At 71.1% G+C, this 16,883-nt stretch carries 16 protein-coding genes and 2 pseudogenes; 2 read left to right on the top strand and 16 right to left on the bottom strand.

The window, feature by feature from the left end; all coding sequences use genetic code 11:
• The 16 genes and pseudogenes from OEY_RS28675 to OEY_RS28670 all read right to left on the bottom strand — a co-directional run.
• Positions 1 to 386: pseudogene (locus OEY_RS28675) on the bottom strand (NADH-quinone oxidoreductase subunit L); the annotation flags it as partial.
• Positions 387 to 486: 100 nt separating this feature from the next.
• On the bottom strand, positions 487 to 786 hold the full coding sequence (gene nuoK / locus OEY_RS0118740; protein ID WP_003937937.1) for an NADH-quinone oxidoreductase subunit NuoK: 300 nt from the start codon (positions 784 to 786) through the stop codon (positions 487 to 489).
• Positions 783 to 1,586: an NADH-quinone oxidoreductase subunit J gene (locus tag OEY_RS0118735; RefSeq protein WP_043805569.1), complete on the bottom strand. Its 804-nt coding sequence runs from the start codon at positions 1,584 to 1,586 to the stop codon at positions 783 to 785. Before OEY_RS0118735 ends, nuoK begins: the two co-directional genes overlap by 4 nt.
• A 33-nt stretch (positions 1,587 to 1,619) precedes the next feature.
• Positions 1,620 to 2,225, bottom strand: a complete 606-nt coding sequence (nuoI, locus tag OEY_RS0118730) for an NADH-quinone oxidoreductase subunit NuoI (RefSeq protein WP_010595351.1) — start codon at positions 2,223 to 2,225, stop codon at positions 1,620 to 1,622.
• Complete coding sequence (gene nuoH, locus OEY_RS0118725; protein ID WP_048771154.1) at positions 2,218 to 3,570, bottom strand: NADH-quinone oxidoreductase subunit NuoH; 1,353 nt, start codon at positions 3,568 to 3,570, stop codon at positions 2,218 to 2,220. Before nuoH ends, nuoI begins: the two co-directional genes overlap by 8 nt.
• A 43-nt stretch (positions 3,571 to 3,613) precedes the next feature.
• Positions 3,614 to 6,085, bottom strand: a complete 2,472-nt coding sequence (locus tag OEY_RS0118720) for an NADH-quinone oxidoreductase subunit G (RefSeq protein ID WP_010595349.1) — start codon at positions 6,083 to 6,085, stop codon at positions 3,614 to 3,616.
• Positions 6,082 to 7,407, bottom strand: coding sequence for an NADH-quinone oxidoreductase subunit NuoF (gene nuoF / locus OEY_RS0118715; protein ID WP_010595348.1), 1,326 nt, complete (start codon positions 7,405 to 7,407; stop codon positions 6,082 to 6,084). Before nuoF ends, OEY_RS0118720 begins: the two co-directional genes overlap by 4 nt.
• Before the next feature lies 1 nt (position 7,408).
• Positions 7,409 to 8,281, bottom strand: coding sequence for an NADH-quinone oxidoreductase subunit NuoE (gene nuoE / locus OEY_RS0118710; protein WP_010595347.1), 873 nt, complete (start codon positions 8,279 to 8,281; stop codon positions 7,409 to 7,411).
• Positions 8,278 to 9,591, bottom strand: coding sequence for an NADH dehydrogenase (quinone) subunit D (gene nuoD / locus OEY_RS0118705; protein ID WP_010595346.1), 1,314 nt, complete (start codon positions 9,589 to 9,591; stop codon positions 8,278 to 8,280). Before nuoD ends, nuoE begins: the two co-directional genes overlap by 4 nt.
• Positions 9,588 to 10,346, bottom strand: a complete 759-nt coding sequence (locus OEY_RS0118700) for an NADH-quinone oxidoreductase subunit C (protein ID WP_010595345.1) — start codon at positions 10,344 to 10,346, stop codon at positions 9,588 to 9,590. Before OEY_RS0118700 ends, nuoD begins: the two co-directional genes overlap by 4 nt.
• Positions 10,343 to 10,903: a NuoB/complex I 20 kDa subunit family protein gene (locus tag OEY_RS0118695; RefSeq protein WP_010595344.1), complete on the bottom strand. Its 561-nt coding sequence runs from the start codon at positions 10,901 to 10,903 to the stop codon at positions 10,343 to 10,345. Before OEY_RS0118695 ends, OEY_RS0118700 begins: the two co-directional genes overlap by 4 nt.
• 83 nt (positions 10,904 to 10,986) lie before the next feature.
• Positions 10,987 to 11,346, bottom strand: a complete 360-nt coding sequence (locus OEY_RS0118690) for an NADH-quinone oxidoreductase subunit A (protein WP_010595343.1) — start codon at positions 11,344 to 11,346, stop codon at positions 10,987 to 10,989.
• A gap of 266 nt (positions 11,347 to 11,612) precedes the next feature.
• Positions 11,613 to 12,035 carry an Rv3143 family two-component system response regulator gene (locus tag OEY_RS0118685; RefSeq protein WP_010595342.1) on the bottom strand — a complete coding sequence of 141 codons (423 nt, stop codon included), beginning with the start codon at positions 12,033 to 12,035 and terminating at the stop codon, positions 11,613 to 11,615.
• 177 nt (positions 12,036 to 12,212) lie between these two features.
• On the bottom strand, positions 12,213 to 14,015 hold the full coding sequence (locus tag OEY_RS0118680; RefSeq protein WP_010595341.1) for a SulP family inorganic anion transporter: 1,803 nt from the start codon (positions 14,013 to 14,015) through the stop codon (positions 12,213 to 12,215).
• Positions 14,016 to 14,098: 83 nt separating this feature from the next.
• Positions 14,099 to 14,461 (bottom strand): ArsR/SmtB family transcription factor, encoded by a 363-nt coding sequence (locus OEY_RS0118675; protein WP_010595340.1) that lies wholly within the window; start codon positions 14,459 to 14,461, stop codon positions 14,099 to 14,101.
• A 147-nt stretch (positions 14,462 to 14,608) separates the two neighbouring features.
• On the bottom strand, positions 14,609 to 14,986 hold the full coding sequence (locus OEY_RS28670; RefSeq protein WP_234575000.1) for a hypothetical protein: 378 nt from the start codon (positions 14,984 to 14,986) through the stop codon (positions 14,609 to 14,611).
• A gap of 270 nt (positions 14,987 to 15,256) precedes the next feature.
• On the opposite strand from OEY_RS28670, the gene OEY_RS0118665 reads away from it, so the two are divergent.
• Both OEY_RS0118665 and OEY_RS28665 read left to right on the top strand, forming a co-directional pair.
• A complete protein-coding gene (locus tag OEY_RS0118665; protein WP_010595338.1) occupies positions 15,257 to 16,435 on the top strand; it encodes a DoxX family protein in 1,179 nt (392 codons plus the stop codon).
• A gap of 115 nt (positions 16,436 to 16,550) precedes the next feature.
• Positions 16,551 to 16,883: pseudogene (locus tag OEY_RS28665) on the top strand (helicase); the annotation flags it as partial.

Below are 16,883 nucleotides of genomic sequence, written 5' to 3'. Positions count from 1 at the left end.
GCCCCCGCAGCGGAACCAGCGGAGCGACCGGAGGGGTCGGGGCCGTGCGCCATGTACCCGACGGAGTAGATGTGGATGAGCGAGCCGACGCCGGTGATCAGCAGCACGAAGCACATCGACAGCTGGTCGAGCTGGAGACCGAAGTCGATCTGCAGTCCCGCGACCGGCACCCACTCGAAAAGGTCCTGGTTCACGGCGCGGTCGGCGGTGTCGCGGCCGAGCATGTCGACGAAGAGGGCGATGCCGAGCGCGAACGAGGCCAGTGCCGTCGCGCAGCCGAGCAGGTGTCCCCACGTGTCGCTGCGCCGGCCGGTCAGCAGCAGTACGACCGCGCCGAACAGCGGCAGCGCGGGCAGCAGCCAGACCGTCGACGAGATCCCGTTCATGCCGGTCCACCCGTCGGGGCGCCGGTTGTCGTCTCGGGCACGGTCGTCTCGGGCACAGTCTCCTCCTCGTGCGTGGGCGGACGGGTGTCGTCCGGGGGCGTCAGTACTTCAGGAGGTTGGCGTCGTCGACGGAAACCGAACGGCGGGAACGGAAGATGGTCATGATGATCGCGAGGCCGACGACGACCTCGGCGGCGGCGACGACCATCGTGAAGAACGCGATGACCTGGCCGTCGAGATTGCCGTGCATACGCGCGAACGTGACGAACGCCAGGTTCGCGGCGTTGAGCATCAACTCGATGCACATGAACACGACGATCGCGTTGCGGCGCAGCAGGACGCCGGCCGCGCCGATGGTGAACAACAGGGCGGACAGGTACAGGTAGTTCTCGGGGTTCACCGCGATTCCTCCTCACCCGACGACCCGCCGCGCGGTGCGTCGCTCTCGCGCGGTCCGGCGTCGTCGACGGTCACGGCGCGCTGCCGGAGCACTTCGCTGACCGACAGGTCCGAGTACGACCCGTCGGGCAGCCGGGCCGGCACGTCGACGGCGTTGTGCCGGGCATAGACGCCGGGACTCGGCAGCGGGGTGGCGCGACCACCGGCGCGGAAGCGTTCCTGCGACAGTTCCCGCTGGGTCTTGCGCAGCCCGAATCGTTCCCGGTGAGCGAGGACCATGGCGCCGATCGTGGCCGTGATCAGCAGGGCGCCGGTGAGTTCGAACGCCCAGACGTACCGCACGAAGATCAGCTCGGCCAGGCCGGTGATGTTGCCGGCGGCGTTCGCTGCGTCGAGGCCGGCGAACTCGGAGACGGCGGCGTTGCCGAGACCGCCGACGAGCAGCAGGCCGAATCCGAGGCCGGCCGCGATCGCGGCGACCCGCTGGCCGCGCAGCGTCTCGACGAGCGAGTCGGAGGAGTCGACGCCGACGAGCATGACCACGAACAGGAACAGCATCATCACCGCCCCCGTGTAGACCACGATCTGCACGATTCCGAGGAACAGCGCATCCTGGGCGATGTAGAACACCGCGAGGATGATCATGGTGACCGCGAGGAACATCGCCGAATAGACGGCCTTGGACGCGGCGACGACGCCGAGTGCGCCGAGCACCGCGAGCGTTCCGAGGATCCAGAACAGCACGGCCTCGCCGGTGGAGGTGCGGGTGACGGCTTCGGCCGTCAGCAGGGCCGGCGTCATCGGGTCCATCGAGACCACTCCCCTCTCCGCCGGTCACGCCACATCGCGACCGCCTCGCGGCTGCGTCGGTTCCCGGTCGGGTGCGACGGTGTCCTCCCCCTGCCCGGCAGCGGCCGTGGTGGTGCCGGGCGCGGCCTCGGTCACCGCACCGAGGTAGTAGTCCTCGTCGGTCGTGCCCGGGTACATGTCGTGGGGTGGTGCCACCATGCCGGGCCCGAGCGGGGCGAGCAGCCTGGTCTTGTCGTAGATCAGGTCGGTCCGGTTGTCGTCGGCCATCTCGTACTCGTTGGTCATGGTCAACGCCCGCGTCGGGCAGGCCTCGATGCACAGACCGCATCCGATGCAGCGCAGGTAGTTGATCTGGTAGACGCGTCCGTAGCGCTCACCGGGCGAGTATCGCCCGTCGTCGGTGTTGTCCGCGCCCTCGACGTAGATGGCGTCGGCGGGGCACGCCCAGGCACACAGCTCGCACCCGATGCACTTCTCGAGCCCGTCGGGGTGGCGGTTGAGCTGGTGGCGGCCGTGGTAGCGCGGTGCGGTCGGTTCCTTCTGCTCGGGGTAGCGCTCGGTCTGGGCCTTGTCGAACATCGCCCGGAAGGTGACGCCGAATCCCGCTATGGGATCGAGGAAGTCAGGCATCGCGATTCTCCTCGGTGGTCGGATCGCCACGGCGCCCGCTCTCGGCGGCTGCGGTGACGGGGGTGCGCCGACGCCGCGGTGGCAGCGTCTGGCCGGGTAACGGCGGGACGGGGAAGCCGCCGGCCATCGGGTCGAACGGCTGCTCGGTTTCGGCAGTGACCGCCGGGCCGCCGGGGGTGCCGGTGGGCCGGAGGCGACCGGAGCTCATGCGGTTCCACAGCAGCGACGGCACTGCCAGGGCGACGACCACGCCGGTCGCGGCGAGAACGATCTGCCACCGGTCCAGGCCCTCCGTGCGCAGGACGCGGATCACGGCGACGACCATGATCCAGCCGAGCGCCACCGGGATGAGCACCTTCCAGCCCAGATTCATGAACTGGTCGTAGCGCAGCCGCGGCAGCGTGCCGCGCAGCCATACGAACAGGAACAAAAATCCCCACACCTTGAGGACGAACCACAGCAGCGGCACCCAGCCGGAGTTCGCGCCCTCCCACATGTTCAGCGGCCACGGTGCGCGCCAGCCGCCGAGGAAGAGGGTGGTGGCCAGCGCCGAGACCGTCACCATGTTGACGTACTCGGCGAGCATGAACATCGCGAACTTCAGCGACGAGTACTCCGTGTGGAAGCCGCCGACGAGTTCGCCCTCGGCCTCGGGCAGGTCGAACGGTGCCCGGTTCGTCTCGCCGACCATGGACGTGACGTAGATGAGGAACGAGGGCAGGAGCAGGAAGACGTACCAGGTGCCGTCCTGGGCGGCGACGATGCCGGAGGTGGACAGCGTGCCCGACAGCAGGAAGACGGCCGCGAACGAGAGCGCCATGGCGATCTCGTACGAGATCACCTGCGCCGTCGAGCGCAGACCGCCCAGCAGCGGATAGGTGGACCCGGATGCCCAGCCGGCGAGCACGATGCCGTAGACGCCGATGGACGTCGCAGCGAGGATGTACAGCACGGCCACCGGAAGGTCGGTCAGTTGCAGCGGGGTGCGCTGGCCGAACACGGAGACCACCGGTCCGAGCGGGATGACGGCGAACGCCATGAACGCCGGCACCGTCGCGATGATCGGCGCGAGGACGTAGATGGGTTTGTCCACGCCCGCGGGAACGATGCCCTCCTTCAGGGCGAGTTTGACGCCGTCGGCGAGGCTCTGCAGCAACCCCCGCGGGCCCACCCGATTCGGCCCGACGCGCATCTGCATGCGCGCCAATATCTTTCGTTCCACGAGGATGGCGACGAGCACCGTCAACACCAGGAAGACGAAGACGGCCACCGCCTTGCCGACGACCAGCCACCACGGATCCTGACCGAACGCGGCCGGATCGGGGTACCCGGACTGCGCCGACAGGACCCCCGGCCCCGGTACCGTCGCAGCGCCGAACAGCGTGACGTCACTCATCGGCCACCCCCTGCGACGAGCGCTCCGCCCGGCCGATCCGGACGATGTCGCCCACGGACGCGGCCAGCTGCCGATGCACCGCGGACCCCGGCGAGTTGAGGGGCAGCCACACGACCCGGTCCGGCATGTCGGTGACCACCAGCGGCAGCGTGACCGAGCCGCGGTCCGTCGCGACGGTCACCGGGTCCCCGTCGTCCGCCGAGATCTCGGCGGCGGTGGCGACGGACAGGCGCGCGACCGGCCGCCGGGCGGTCCCGGCGAGATGCGGTTCACCGTCCTGCATCCGTCCGCGGTCGAGAAGCATCCGCCATCCGGCGAGCACCGCCTCACCGGTGCCGGGCGCCGGCGTGCCGCGCGGCGCGACGTCCGGTGGCCCGGCGGCTTCGCCGTCCCAGGACCCCAGCGCGACGAGCTCGTCGACGGTGGCCGCGGCGTCGGCGAGCCCGAGGCGGACCCCCATCTCGTCGGCGATCGCGCCGAGCACCCGCTGATCGGGCAGGGCGCCGGTATTGCGCAGTGCGGCGGCGAAGGGGCGCTCCCGGCCCTCCCAATCGAGGAACGTTCCGGGTTTCTCCACGGCGGGGGCGACGGGGAAGACGACGTCGGCTCGGTCGGTGAGCGCGCTGCGCCGCAGTTCGAGGCTGACGACGAAGCCGGCGGCGTCGACCGCGGCGACGGCGGCGTGCGGATCCGGCAGATCGTCGACGTCGACCCCGCCGATCACCAGGGCCCCGAGGGTGCCGGTTGCAGCGCCGGCGAGGATCTGTCCGGTGTCCCGGCCGACGGAGGACGGCAGGTCCGGCACGCCCCATGCGGCGGCAACCTGGCGCCGGGCCTCGGCGTCGGTGACCGGGCGGGCACCGGGCAGAAGTCCCGGCAGGGCCCCGGCCTCGAGCGCACCGCGTTCCCCGGCCCGTCGCGGGATCCACGCGAGCCGCGCGCCGGTGTGGTCGGCGAGCCGGCCGGCGGCCGTCAAGGCGCCCGGGATTGCCGCCGTCCGCTCCCCCACCAGGACGACCGCCCCGGGTCGGGTCAGGAGTTCGGCCGTCTCGGTGACATCGCGGTCGCCGGGTCGGGCGCCGAGGCGGAGCGTGTCGAGCAGGTCCGGCTCGGTGCCGGGGACGGCCCGCAGGAGCCGTCCGCGCAGTTTCGTCAGGCCGCGGCTCGCGAACGGTGCGATCGCGGACACCGCCAGTCCTCCCTTGCGGACCGCTCTGCGCAGTCTCAGGAACACGATCGGCGACTCGTCTTCGGGTTCGAATCCGACGAGCAGGACGGCGGGGGCGTTGTCGAGGTCGTCGTACGTCACGGCTCCGGCGCCGGGCCAGCGCCCGGCGACGCGGGCGGCGAGGAACTGTGCCTCCTCCGCGGAATGCGGCCGCGACCGGAAATCGATGTCGTTGGTGTCGAGGCCGAGCCGGGCGAACTTGCTGTAGGCGTACGCGTCCTCGACGGTGACGCGGCCGCCGACGAGCACCCCGGTACGGCCGCGCGCGGCGGTCAGGCCACGGGCGGCGACGCGCAGGGCGTCACGCCACGAGGCGGGCGTGAGCGTGCCGTCGTCGCCCCGCACCAGCGGGGTGGTGAGACGGTCGGGCTGGGTGGCGTAGGTGAAGGCCCATCGGCCCTTGTCGCAGTTCCACTCCTCGTTGACCTGCGGGTCGTCGCCGGCCAGCCGGCGCAGCACCGTGCCGCGCCGGTGGTCGGTGCGTTGGGCGCAGCCGCTGGCGCAGTGTTCGCACACGCTCGGGCTCGACACGAGGTCGAAGGGCCGGGCGCGGAACCGGTAGGCCGCTCCGGTGAGTGCGCCGACCGGGCAGATCTGCACGGTGTTGCCGGAGAAGTACGACTCGAACGGTTCCTTCTCGTAGATGCCGACCTGCTGCAGGGCACCCCGTTCCATCAGTTCGATGAAGGGGTCGCCGGCGATCTGCTGGGAGAACCGCGTGCACCGGGCGCAGAGTACGCATCGCTCGCGGTCCAGGAGGATCTGCGCGGAGAGCGAGATCGGTTTGGGGAACGTGCGTTTGGTCTCGGTGAACCGGGACTCGGCACGCCCGTTCGACATGGCCTGGTTCTGCAGGGGGCATTCGCCGCCCTTGTCGCAGACCGGGCAGTCCAGCGGATGGTTGATCAGCAGCAGCTCCATCACGCCCTTCTGCGCCTTGTCCGCCACCGGGGAGGTCAGCTGCGTGTGCACGACCATGCCGTCCGTGACCGGGGTCGTGCAGGAGGCGACGGGTTTGCGTTGGCCTTCCACGTCGACGAGGCACTGGCGGCAGGCACCGACGGGTTCGAGCAGCGGGTGGTCGCAGAAGCGGGGAATCTGGACGCCGAGCAGTTCCGCGGCGCGGATGACGAGGGTGCCTTTCGGGACGCCGATCTCGACGCCGTCGACGACGACGGTGACCAGGTCCGGTGCGGGCGGCAGGCCGGTGGTGTCGCGGTTGGTGTGGACGCTCATCGGGCACCTCCGTCGTGCGGTCGGTTCGCGCCGGCCCCGGCCATGACGGTGGACAGGTGCGGGTCGAACGGGCAGCCGCCCTGCTCGAAGTGCGCCAGGTACTCGTCGCGGAAGTACCGGATCGAGGAGGTGACGGGGCTGGTCGCCCCGTCGCCGAGTGCGCAGAACGACCTGCCGAGGATGTTGTCGGAGAGGTCGAGCAGGGTGTCCAGGTCCGTTGCGGTTCCGTCGCCGCGCTCGAGCCGTCGCAGGATCTGCACGAGCCAGTAGGTGCCTTCGCGGCAGGGGGTGCACTTGCCGCAGGACTCGTGCGCGTAGAACTCGCTCCAGCGCAGCACCGCGCGCACTACGCAGGTGGTGTCGTCGAAGATCTGCAGTGCCTTGGTGCCCAGCATGGATCCGGCGGCGGCGACACCCTCGTAGTCGAGGGGGACGTCGAGGTGCTCGTCGGTGAACAGCGGCGTCGACGAGCCGCCGGGGGTCCAGAACTTCAGCCGGTGCCCGGCCCGGACACCGCCCGCGTAGTCGAGCAGCTCCCGCAGGGTGATGCCCAGGGGCGCCTCGTACTGGCCGGGGGTCGCCACGTGACCGGACAGGGAGTAGAGCGTGAAGCCCGGGGACTTCTCGGTTCCCATGGAGCGGAACCATTCGATCCCGTGGTGCAGGATCGACGGCACGCTCGCGATCGACTCGACGTTGTTGACGACGGTCGGGCGTGCGTACAGCCCCGCGACGGCGGGGAACGGGGGTCGGAGGCGGGGTTGGCCGCGCCGGCCCTCGAGGGAGTCCAGGAGCGCGGTCTCCTCCCCGCAGATGTAGGCCCCGGCGCCGGCGTGGACGACGAGGTCGAGGTCGTAGCCGCTGCCGAGGATGTCGCGGCCGAGGAAGCCGGCGGCGTAGGCCTCGGCGACGGCGGCCTGCAGCCGGCGCAGCACCGGCACCACCTCGCCGCGGACGTAGACGAAGGCGTGCGCGGCGCGGATGGCGTATGCGGCGATGACCGCACCCTCCACGAGGGCGTGCGGGGTGGCCAGCAGCAGGGGCATGTCCTTGCAGGTGCCCGGTTCGGATTCGTCGGCGTTGACCACCAGGTAGTGGGGTTTGCCGTCGCCCTGGGGGATGAAACTCCACTTGACCCCGGTGGCGAACCCGGCGCCGCCGCGGCCGCGCAGCCCCGCCTCCTTGACGGTGCCGATCACCTCGTCGGGGTGCATGCGCAGCGCCGTGCGCAGGCCCTCGTAGCCGTCGTGGCGGAGGTAGGTGTCGAGGGTCCAGGATTCGGGTTCGTCCCAGTAGCGGCTCAGGACAGGGGTCAGCGTCACGTCAGCCTCCCTCGGATCGGGGACCGGCGGCCGGGTCCGGGCCGGAGGGGTGGTCCGGTTCCGGCGCCCGCATGCCCCGTTCCCGGGCGATGCGCAGACCGGCGAGCGATGCCGCTCCTGCGCTGCCGCCCGCCGCCACGGCGCCGGGCCGCTCGTCCGGAAACCCGGCGAGGATGCGGGCGGTCTGCCGGAAGGTGCACAGCGGCGCGCCCCGGGTGGGGGTGACGGGCCGGCCGGCGCGCAGGTCGTCGACGAGCGCACGCGCCGAGTCCGGGGTCTGGTGGTCGAAGAACTCCCAGTTGACCATCACGACGGGCGCGAAGTCGCAGGCCGCGTTGCACTCGAGGCGTTCGAGGGTGACGGAGCCGGCGCTCTCGCCGCGCGAGTCCGGCGTGGTGTCCGAGCCCGGGTCCGAGGCGGTGCCGGCCGCGGGACGCTGCCCGAGGTGGTGTTCCAGCGCTTCGAGGATCTCGTCGCCGCCCATGATCGCGCACAGGGTGTTGGTGCAGACACCGACGAGGTAGTCGCCGGTGGGTTCGCGCCGGTACATGGAGTAGAACGTGGCGACCGCCCCGACCTCGGCTCCGGTCAGTCCGAGCCGGCCGGCGCAGAACTCGACACCCGCGGGGGTGAGGTAGCCGTCCTCGGACTGCACCAGGTGCAGCAGCGGCAGCAGGGCCGAGCGCGGCTGGGGATAGCGACCGACGATCTCGTCGGCGTCGGCCTCGAGGCGGGCACGGACGTCCGGGGGGTAGTGTTCGCGGGCGCCGGGCCGCGCCAGCCGGGACGGTTCGTCGGGGCGGACGCCGAACGGGATGAGCACCGGCCCCGTGGCCGGGTCCGGGTCGATCGCTACTCGCGGTTGCTGCGTCACCGGTCCACTCCCCCCATCACGGGATCGATGCTGGCGACCGCGGCGATGACGTCGGCGACCATGCCGCCCTCGCACATCGCGGACACCGCTTGCAGGTTCGTGAAGGACGGATCCCGGAAGTGCACCCGGTAGGGCCGGGTGCCGCCGTCGCTGACCATGTGCACCCCCAGTTCCCCGCGGGGGGATTCGACGGCGGTGTACACCTGGCCGGGTGGGACGCGGAAGCCCTCGGTGACGAGCTTGAAATGGTGGATCAGGCCCTCCATCGAGTTGCCCATGATCTTGCGGATGTGCTCCGGGGAGTTGCCGAGACCGTCCGCGGCGAGCGACAGGTCGGCCGGCCACGCGATCTTCTTGTCCTCCACCATCACCGGACCGGGACGCAGCCGGTCGAGGCACTGTTCGACGATCTTGATCGACTCCTTCATCTCGTCGATCCGGATCAGGTAGCGGCCGTAGGCGTCGCAGCCGGTGTCGGTGCACACCTCGAACTCGTAGGTGTCGTAGCCGCAGTACGGTTGTGCCTTGCGCAGGTCGTGCGGCAGGCCGGTCGAGCGCAGCACGGGTCCGGTGATGCCGAGGGCCATGCACCCGGTCAGGTCGAGGTAGCCGATCCCCTGGGTGCGGGCCTTCCAGATGTGGTTCTCGTTGAGCAGGTTCTCCATGTCCCGCAGTCGCCGCGGCAGCAGCGCGAGCAGGTCGCGGATCTTCTCGACCGCGCCGTCCGGCAGGTCCTGCGCGAGTCCGCCGGGCCGGATGTAGGCGTGGTTCATGCGCAGACCGGTGATGGTCTCGAACACGTCGAGGATCAGTTCGCGCTCGCGGAAACCGAGGAACATGGCGGTCATCGCACCGAGTTCCATGCCGCCGGTGGCGAGGGCGACCAGGTGCGAGGAGATCCGGTTGAGTTCCATGAGCAGCACCCGCACGACGGTGGCTCGTTCGGGGATCGCCTCGGTGATGTCGAGCAGCTGCTCGACGCCGAGACAGTAGGCGGTCTCGTTGAAGAACGGGGACAGGTAGTCCATCCGGGTGACGAACGTGACGCCCTGGGTCCAGGTGCGGTATTCGAGGTTCTTCTCGATGCCGGTGTGCAGGTAGCCGATTCCGCAGCGCGCCTCGGTGACGGTCTCGCCTTCGATCTCGAGCACGAGCCGCAACACTCCGTGGGTCGACGGATGCTGCGGTCCCATGTTGACCACGATGCGTTCGTCGCCGCGGTCGGCGGCCGCGGCGCGGGCGGCCTCGACGATGCTGTCCCAGTCCTCGCCGACGACGGTGTGGACCGGTCCTTCGGTCAGGTCGGTCATGTGTACGCCCTCCGCTCGTCGGGCGGCGGGATCTCCGCTCCGTGGTACTCGACGGGGATGCCGCCGAGCGGATAGTCCTTGCGCTGAGGATGCCCCGACCAGTCGTCGGGCATCTCGATGCGGGTCAGCGACGGGTGCCCGTCGAACACGATCCCGAAGAAGTCGTAGGTCTCGCGCTCGTGCCAGTCGTTGGTCGGATACACCTCGTACAGCGACGGGATGTGGGGATCGGCATCCGGGGCCGACACCTCGAGCCGGATGCGGCGGTTGTGGGTGATCGACATCAGCGGGTACACGGCGTGCAGTTCGCGGCCGGTGTCCTGCGGGTAGTGCACCCCGTCGACGCCGAGGCACAGTTCGAAGCGCAGGTCCGGGTCGTCGCGCAGGCGCCGGGCCACCTCGGGGAGGTGCTCCCGCCGGACGTGGAAGGTCAGCTCACCGCGGTGGACGACGACCTTCTCGATCGCGTCCTCGAACTCCGTCCCCGATGCGGCGACGGCGTCGCGCAGGGCGTCGGCGACGTCGTCGAAGTAGCCGCCGTACGGGCGCGGGGTGCCGGCGGGCAGGGTCACCGGGCATACGAGCCGCCCGTAGCCGGAGGTGTCACCGCTGCCGCGCACGCCGAACATGCCCTGACGGACGCCGATCACCTCGGCGTCACCGGCGGGCTGCGCCGGCAGCGTTCCCTCGGGTCCGGTGGTGGCGGCCCGGTCCACCGGCAGCGAGGACCGTTCGTTGTCCGAGGGAGGGGTCATCGGGCCGCCCCCCGGGGAGTGGGCAGCACGGGCCGGCCGGCAGCCAGGGCCGCCTCCTCGGCGGCCTGCACGGCCTTCTCCCGGTCCACGCCGAGCGGCATCTGCTGGATCTTCTCGTGCAGCATCAGGACGGCGTGCAGCAGCATCTCCGGTCGGGGCGGGCAGCCGGGGAGGTAGATGTCGACCGGGACGATGTGGTCGACGCCCTGCACGATGGCGTAGTTGTTGAACATGCCGCCCGAGGAGGCGCACACCCCCATGGCCAGCACCCATTTCGGTTCGACCATCTGGTCGTAGACCTGCCGCAGCACCGGGGCCATCTTCTGGCTGACCCGGCCGGCGACGATCATGAGGTCGGCTTGTCGCGGCGAGGCCCGGAACGCCTCCATCCCGAACCGTGCGATGTCGAACCGCGGCGACACGGTGGTCATCATCTCGATCGCGCAGCACGCGAGCCCGAAGGTCGCGGGCCACAGCGAACCCTTGCGTGCGAAACCGGCGAAGCTCTCCACCGTGCTCAGCAGAAAGCCGCTCGGCAACTTCTCCTCGAGACCCATGTCCGACTCTTATCACTTTCGGTCGGTGTTCGAATCCATTACGGCACAATCCCATTCCCTGTCGCACCCAATACCTGCCGCGGTCAGTCCCAGCCGAGACCACCCCGCCGCCACTCGTAGACGTAGGCCACTGCGACGTTGAACACGAACAGCGCCATCGCGGCCAGCCCGAAGACCCCCAGGGCGTCGAGGTGGACGGCCCACGGGTAGAGGAACACGATCTCGATGTCGAAGATGATGAACAGCATGGCCGTCAGGTAGTACTTCACCGGGAACCTGCCGCCGCCCGGCGGCTGCGGGGTCGGGTCGATCCCGCATTCGTAGGCTTCGAGCTTGGCCCGGTTGTAGCGGCTCGGGCCGATCACCGAGGACACGACGACGGAGAACACGGCGAACGCGACCGCGATCCCGCCGAGCACGAGGATGGGGATGTAGACGTTCACGGCGCCTGGCTCCTCTCCGTGCGAGCCGGCCACCCGCGCCGACTCCGTTGCCCTTGCCGACCTCTCGGCCGCTGGGGCCGAACGATCACGAGGCGGTGTCGGTGCCGTGGGTCACTTCAACCGCATCATTGTGATGTACGGCTCAGCCTACCGGCGGGGTGTCTCCCCGAGGCGGATACCACGCGGCGCGATTTCTCCGTTTCGCCCGACCGTTCGCGGACCGGCCCACTCGCGCGGCCCGCCGGGGCGGGCGTCCCGCGGCGCCGTCAGGTGGTGCTGCGGCCGCGCAGCAGCGCGACGACCGTCTCGGCGAGGCGGAACGGGTCGAGTGGCCGCGGCACCGCGGCCTCGGCCCGGGACCAGTCGGCGAGCCACGCGTCGTCCGGGCGGCCGGTCAGCACGACGACGGGCGGGCACTGTTCGAGTTCGTCCTTGAGCTGCTTGGCGATCCCCATCCCGCCGGCGGGGGCTGCCTCACCGTCCAGGATCGCGAGGTCGATACCGCCGGCGTCCATGCGCCGGATCACCATCGGCGCGGTCGCCACCTCGACGAAGTCGAGTTCGGGGAGCTCGGGATCGGGTCGCCGGCCCAGCGCGCGGGTGACCTGCTCGCGCGTGTCGGCGTCGTCGCTGTAGACGAGGACGCGCAGGGCGGCAGGGCGGCTGGCACTCGCGGTCGCGTCGGTCACGGGGGAAGATGCTACTGGCCGGAGCCGGTCGGTCCCGGGAGGCGAGCCGGGGCGCACCCGACCCGGGCCGGGCGTACGCCGGGCACCACCGTCGGCAGGCGACCGGTCCCCGCGCTCACCTGGTGTTACCGGGTGAGGAGAACCAGGTTGCGGCGAGGGCCGGTCACGAGGCCGATTCTACCCGCGCGGAGTGGCCTCGAACGGTCCCGGCCTCGGCCCTTCGGCACCGGCGACGGTCGGGGCGTACCGGTGTTCCGGCAGCACCAGCATGCGGGCGTACGCGATGGCCCGGGGTGTGGTCGCGAAGACGTGCCGCTCCTCGCTGTCCTTGGTGGTGAACACCCCCAGGGCGGACAACGGCCGCAGATGTTCGGGCCTGGCCCCGGAGATCAGCACCGTGATGTGCCGGTGCTCGAGCTTGGTGATGGCGTCCTTGAGGACGATCGCACCGGTGGCGTCGATGGCCGTCACGCGGGACATGCGCAGGATCACGACCTTGACGTCCGTGACATCGGCGAGCTCGAGCAGGAACCGGTGGGCCGCGGCGAAGAACAGGGCGCCGTCGATCCGGTACGCGACGATGTGCTCGCGCAGCAACTCGTGTTCCTCGTCGGCGTGATCCCCGTCCTCGTCGAGGGGAACCTGCTCGATCCGGGCGGACCTCGCGACCGCCCGCAGCGCGAGAACCGCAGCGAACCCGACACCGATCGCCACGGCCGTCACGAGGTCGAGGGCGACGGTGACCAGGAACGTCACCGTCATGACGATCGCATCCGCGCGGCTGGCCCGCGTGATCGCGACGATCGAGGCGGTTTCGACCATGCGCACGGTGGTGGCGAGCAGAACCCCGGCGAGGGCGGCGAGCGGGATCTGCGCGACGAGCGGCGAGGCGAGGTAGACGATGCCGGCGAGGATGACGGCGTGGGTGAGGGCGGACAGCCGGGACCGCGCCCCCGACCGGACGTTGACGGCCGTGCGTGCGATCGCGCCCGTGGCCGGAACGCCGCCGAACAGGGGGGCGGCGATGTTGGCCAGGCCCTGCCCGAACAGCTCTCGGTCCGGGTCGTGCCGGGTGCCGACGCTCATCGAATCCGCGGCGGTCGCGGACAGCAGGGATTCGAGGGCCGCGAGCGCGGCCACCGCGAGCGCCGGCGCGAGGAGCGACGTCAGCTCGCCGAGGTCGAGGAATCCGAGGCTGGGGGCACCGAAGCCGGACGGGATGGCCCCGATCCGCGTGACGTCCAGATGGAACAGCTGTGCGACGACGGTGGCCAGCACCACTGCGACGAGCGAGAACGGCAGCTTCGGCAGGTACCGGCCCCCGATCAGGATGGCCGTCGCGACGAGCACCGCCACGGCTGCGGGCAGGAGGGACGGCCGGTCGGCGAACTGTCGGACGGCGTCGAACGCGCTCTGCCACACCTTCTCCCCCTCGGCGTGGGCGATGCCGAGCGCGGCCGGGACCTGCTGCAGGGCGATGACGACGGCGATCCCGGCGGTGAAGCCCTCGATCACCGGGGCGGGCATGAAGCGCACCGCCCGGCCGATGCCGGCGAAGGCGAGAACCACGAGAACGACGCCGGCGACGAGTCCCACCGCGAGGACGCCGGAGGCGCCGTGCTCGTGGAAGATCGGCACCAGGACGACGGTCATCGCGCCGGTCGGGCCCGACACCTGGAAGCGGGAGCCGCCGAACACGGCGGCGACCGCACCCGCGACGACGGCGGTCGCGAGCCCCGCCGCGGCCCCCAGTCCGGAGCTGATGCCGAAGCCGAGCGCGAGGGGCAGGGCGACGAGGGCGACGACGAGCCCCGCGGTCAGATCGGCGCGGGGCGAACGCAGGGCCGGTTTCCACTCACCCCAGCGTGGCATCAGCGCGGCGACCGACCGTGCGGCGCGAGCCACGACGGGGCCGGCTCCCGTCGCCTCTTCTCCGGTGCGCCCGGTCTCCGCATCGTGCTGTTCCGTCGACATCGACATCGTGCCTCCACCACAAACAACAACTAAGAACTTAATAAAGTCTGCAATCAATGCGCGCGTGGCGCCCCGGGTGAGCGGCCGGCTCAGCCGCGGGCCCGGACCCCCGCCGGTTCGGCAACATCGTCCTCGAGCAGTTCTGCCTGTCCGGCGACCACACCGGTGAGGATGGCGCGGGCGACGCCCAGCAGTTCCGCGACCCGCGGCGACGTCAGGGCGTAGGTCACCGACAGCCCTTCCCGGCGCGCAGTGACCAGCCCCGCACGCCGGAGGATCGCCAGCTGCTGGGACAGGTTCGCGGGTTCGATCCCCACCTCGGGCAGCATCTCGGAGACCGCGTGGTCGCGCTCGCTGAGCAACTCGAGGACCCGGATGCGGGCCGGATGCCCGAGCGTCTTGAAGAAGTCCGCCTTCATCCGGTAGAGGGGCTGACGTGCCTGCGCGACCATCACCGTTCCCGTCGTCCGAGCCACCGCAAGACGAGCGGTGCGTGTACTTGCGCAGTTTAGCAATCAGCAATACCGGGGCGCGCGTGACATGAGACACGTCGGGGCACCGCCGCACCGGGGGCGCGAGCACCGGGCATGCGGAGCAGGTCAGGAACGCGCGGCGCGCTCGAGTCGGGCGAGGCTCGCGGACATCTGCTCGGCCGAGACCCGCGGGAGCCGCACCCGGCGCAGGTACGCGGTGTCGGTCACCGCGGACCAGTCGCAGGTCTGTCGCACGGCGGTCCCCCCGGCCGCCTCGGCGAAGGTCCATTCCCATCGGATGCCGAGCGGCGGGGTGTCCGGGTTGGCGGGCAGCCAGGCGAGCAACCTGCCGGGTTCGAACGCCACCACGTGATTGACCACCGGATACGCCGTGCCCCCGGGAAAGTGCACCTGCGCGACGAAGTGCTGCCCGACGGCGGTGATCCGGGGCTGCCCCGCGGGGACGATCAACGTCCCCGAACCGTCGATTTCACTGTGCCGCAAAGGATTCCGGAGCACCTCAAACAGCGCCGCGACCGGAACCGGTAGCGTGGCCGCGACCCCGAGTGAGGTCGGGGTCCGCTTTACCCGCACCCCGGCCACACCGACGTCGCCGCTCCTCGTCTCCTCGCCCCCACCGTGCACACCGACATCGTGCCACCTGCGGCGCACACCCGAGCCGGCGGGCGTGATCCCGGCCGGACGCGCATATCCCGCCGGGCGGCGGGGTATGCGTGCGAAGGTGGAACCGCCACCGATCACGGGAGGAAGCACATGATTGTCCGCAGAATCGCCCGCCCCATGCTTGCGTCGGTCTTCGTAGCCGGAGGCATCGACGCGCTGAGAGACTCGTCCACCAAGGCGGCGGCCGCGCAGCCGGGACTCGACCGGGCGGTGGGCATGCTGCCCGACACGGTGACGGGGAAGCTCCCGGACACGGTGAGCGAGAAGATCACGAACGATCCCGAGACGCTCGTGCGGATCAACGCCGCCGTGCAGATCGGGGCGGGTGCGCTGCTCGCGGTGGGCAAGGCCCCGCGGCTGGCGGCGCTCGCACTGGCCACCACGCTCGTCCCGACGACGGTGGCGGGCCACGACTTCTGGAACGTCGAGGACGCGGAGGCCCGCGCCATCCAGCGCACCCAGTTCCTCAAGAACGTGAGCCTGCTCGGCGGACTGATCATCACCGCGGTGGACACCGAGGGCAAGCCGTCGCTGGGGTGGCGCGGACGGCGGGCCGCACGACGCGCCCAGGAGGCCGTCGCCGGCGTCCTGCCCCATCAGGACGACGCCGCGGGCGAGGCGGTGACCGAGAGCCTGCACAAGGTGGCCGAACGGGTGCGGACCCTGTCGGAGGAGGCCTCGGACAGGGCCGGCACCGCCCGCGAACGCGGAAGCCACCTGCTCGACGTCGCCCGCGAGCGCGGCCCGGAACTCGCCGAGGTGGCCCGCGAACGCGGCACGCACCTGCTCGACGTCGCCCGCGAGCGCGGCCCGGAACTCGCCGAGGTCGCCCGCGAACGCGGCACCGGCCTGCTCGACGTCGCCCAGGAACGCGGCCCCGAACTCGCCGAGGTGGCCCGCGAACGCGGCACGCACCTGCTCGCCGTCGCCCGCGAGCGCGGCCCGGAACCCGCCGAGGTGGCCCGCGAACGCGGCACCGGCCTGCTCGACGTCGCCAAGGAACGCGGCCCGGAACTCGCCGAGGTCGCCCGCGAACGCGGCACCGGCCTGCTCGACGTCGCCAAGGAACGCGGCCCCGAACTCGCCGAGGTCGCTCGCGAACGCAGCGCGCTGCTGTGGGGCACGGCCCGTGAACGCGGCCCCGAGCTGGCCAAGGTCGCCCGGGAGCGGGCGCTGACGGCGGAGGAACGGTCCCTGCTGCGGGCCCAGCAGGCCCGGCACCGCGCCGAAGAGGCCCTCACCCGCGCCCGCCTGCAGCTGCAGCGCTGACCGCACGGTTCGGTCCCGCACCCGGTGATTCTGCGCGGGTGCGGGACCGGCACTAGACTTCTTGGGCACTTCGTCGCGGCGCACCCGTCGCCCCGTCCGACCCCGAGGAGACCCCTTGCCGGCCGATGGCCTGTCCCACCCCGACCATGAGCGTGAGCAGGTCTACCTGTCGATGCTGTACGGCCACCTCGACTCCATGCGGGCCTACGCGCAGACCCGCCTGAGCCGTGTCCTGCTCGACACTGGCGGCACCCCCCAGGCCCGCAGTGAGCGGGAGTCCTTCACGCAGCTGTACACCGAGGACATCGCGAAGTACGACGCGGCCGAGCACGGACTGTGCTTCGGCCGCATCGACGTCCGCGACGACGAGGACGGCGACGCGACGGAGGTGCGGTACGTCGGCCGCCTCGGCATCCTCGACGAGACGAACGACTACGAGCCGCTGCTG

The organism is Rhodococcus sp. P14 (assembly GCF_000256505.1).
Classification (GTDB): domain Bacteria; phylum Actinomycetota; class Actinomycetes; order Mycobacteriales; family Mycobacteriaceae; genus Rhodococcus; species Rhodococcus ruber.
The sequence above is the reverse complement of the archived record's forward strand: the minus strand, read 5'-3'. Positions and strand labels throughout refer to the sequence as shown.

What these genes read in the sequence shown, in the direction of transcription:
- OEY_RS0118735 (WP_043805569.1), bottom strand. Translation starts at nt 1,586, where the DNA reads ATGACGCCGGCCCTGCTGACGGCCGAAGCCGTCACCCGCACCTCCACC.
- nuoI (WP_010595351.1), bottom strand. Translation starts at nt 2,225, where the DNA reads ATGCCTGACTTCCTCGATCCCATAGCGGGATTCGGCGTCACCTTCCGG.
- OEY_RS0118720 (WP_010595349.1), bottom strand. Translation starts at nt 6,085, where the DNA reads ATGAGCGTCCACACCAACCGCGACACCACCGGCCTGCCGCCCGCACCG.
- nuoD (WP_010595346.1), bottom strand. Translation starts at nt 9,591, where the DNA reads ATGACCGACCTGACCGAAGGACCGGTCCACACCGTCGTCGGCGAGGAC.
- OEY_RS0118700 (WP_010595345.1), bottom strand. Translation starts at nt 10,346, where the DNA reads ATGACCCCTCCCTCGGACAACGAACGGTCCTCGCTGCCGGTGGACCGG.
- OEY_RS0118695 (WP_010595344.1), bottom strand. Translation starts at nt 10,903, where the DNA reads ATGGGTCTCGAGGAGAAGTTGCCGAGCGGCTTTCTGCTGAGCACGGTG.
- OEY_RS0118680 (WP_010595341.1), bottom strand. Translation starts at nt 14,015, where the DNA reads ATGTCGATGTCGACGGAACAGCACGATGCGGAGACCGGGCGCACCGGA.
- OEY_RS0118675 (WP_010595340.1), bottom strand. Translation starts at nt 14,461, where the DNA reads ATGGTCGCGCAGGCACGTCAGCCCCTCTACCGGATGAAGGCGGACTTC.
- OEY_RS0118665 (WP_010595338.1), top strand. Translation starts at nt 15,257, where the DNA reads ATGATTGTCCGCAGAATCGCCCGCCCCATGCTTGCGTCGGTCTTCGTA.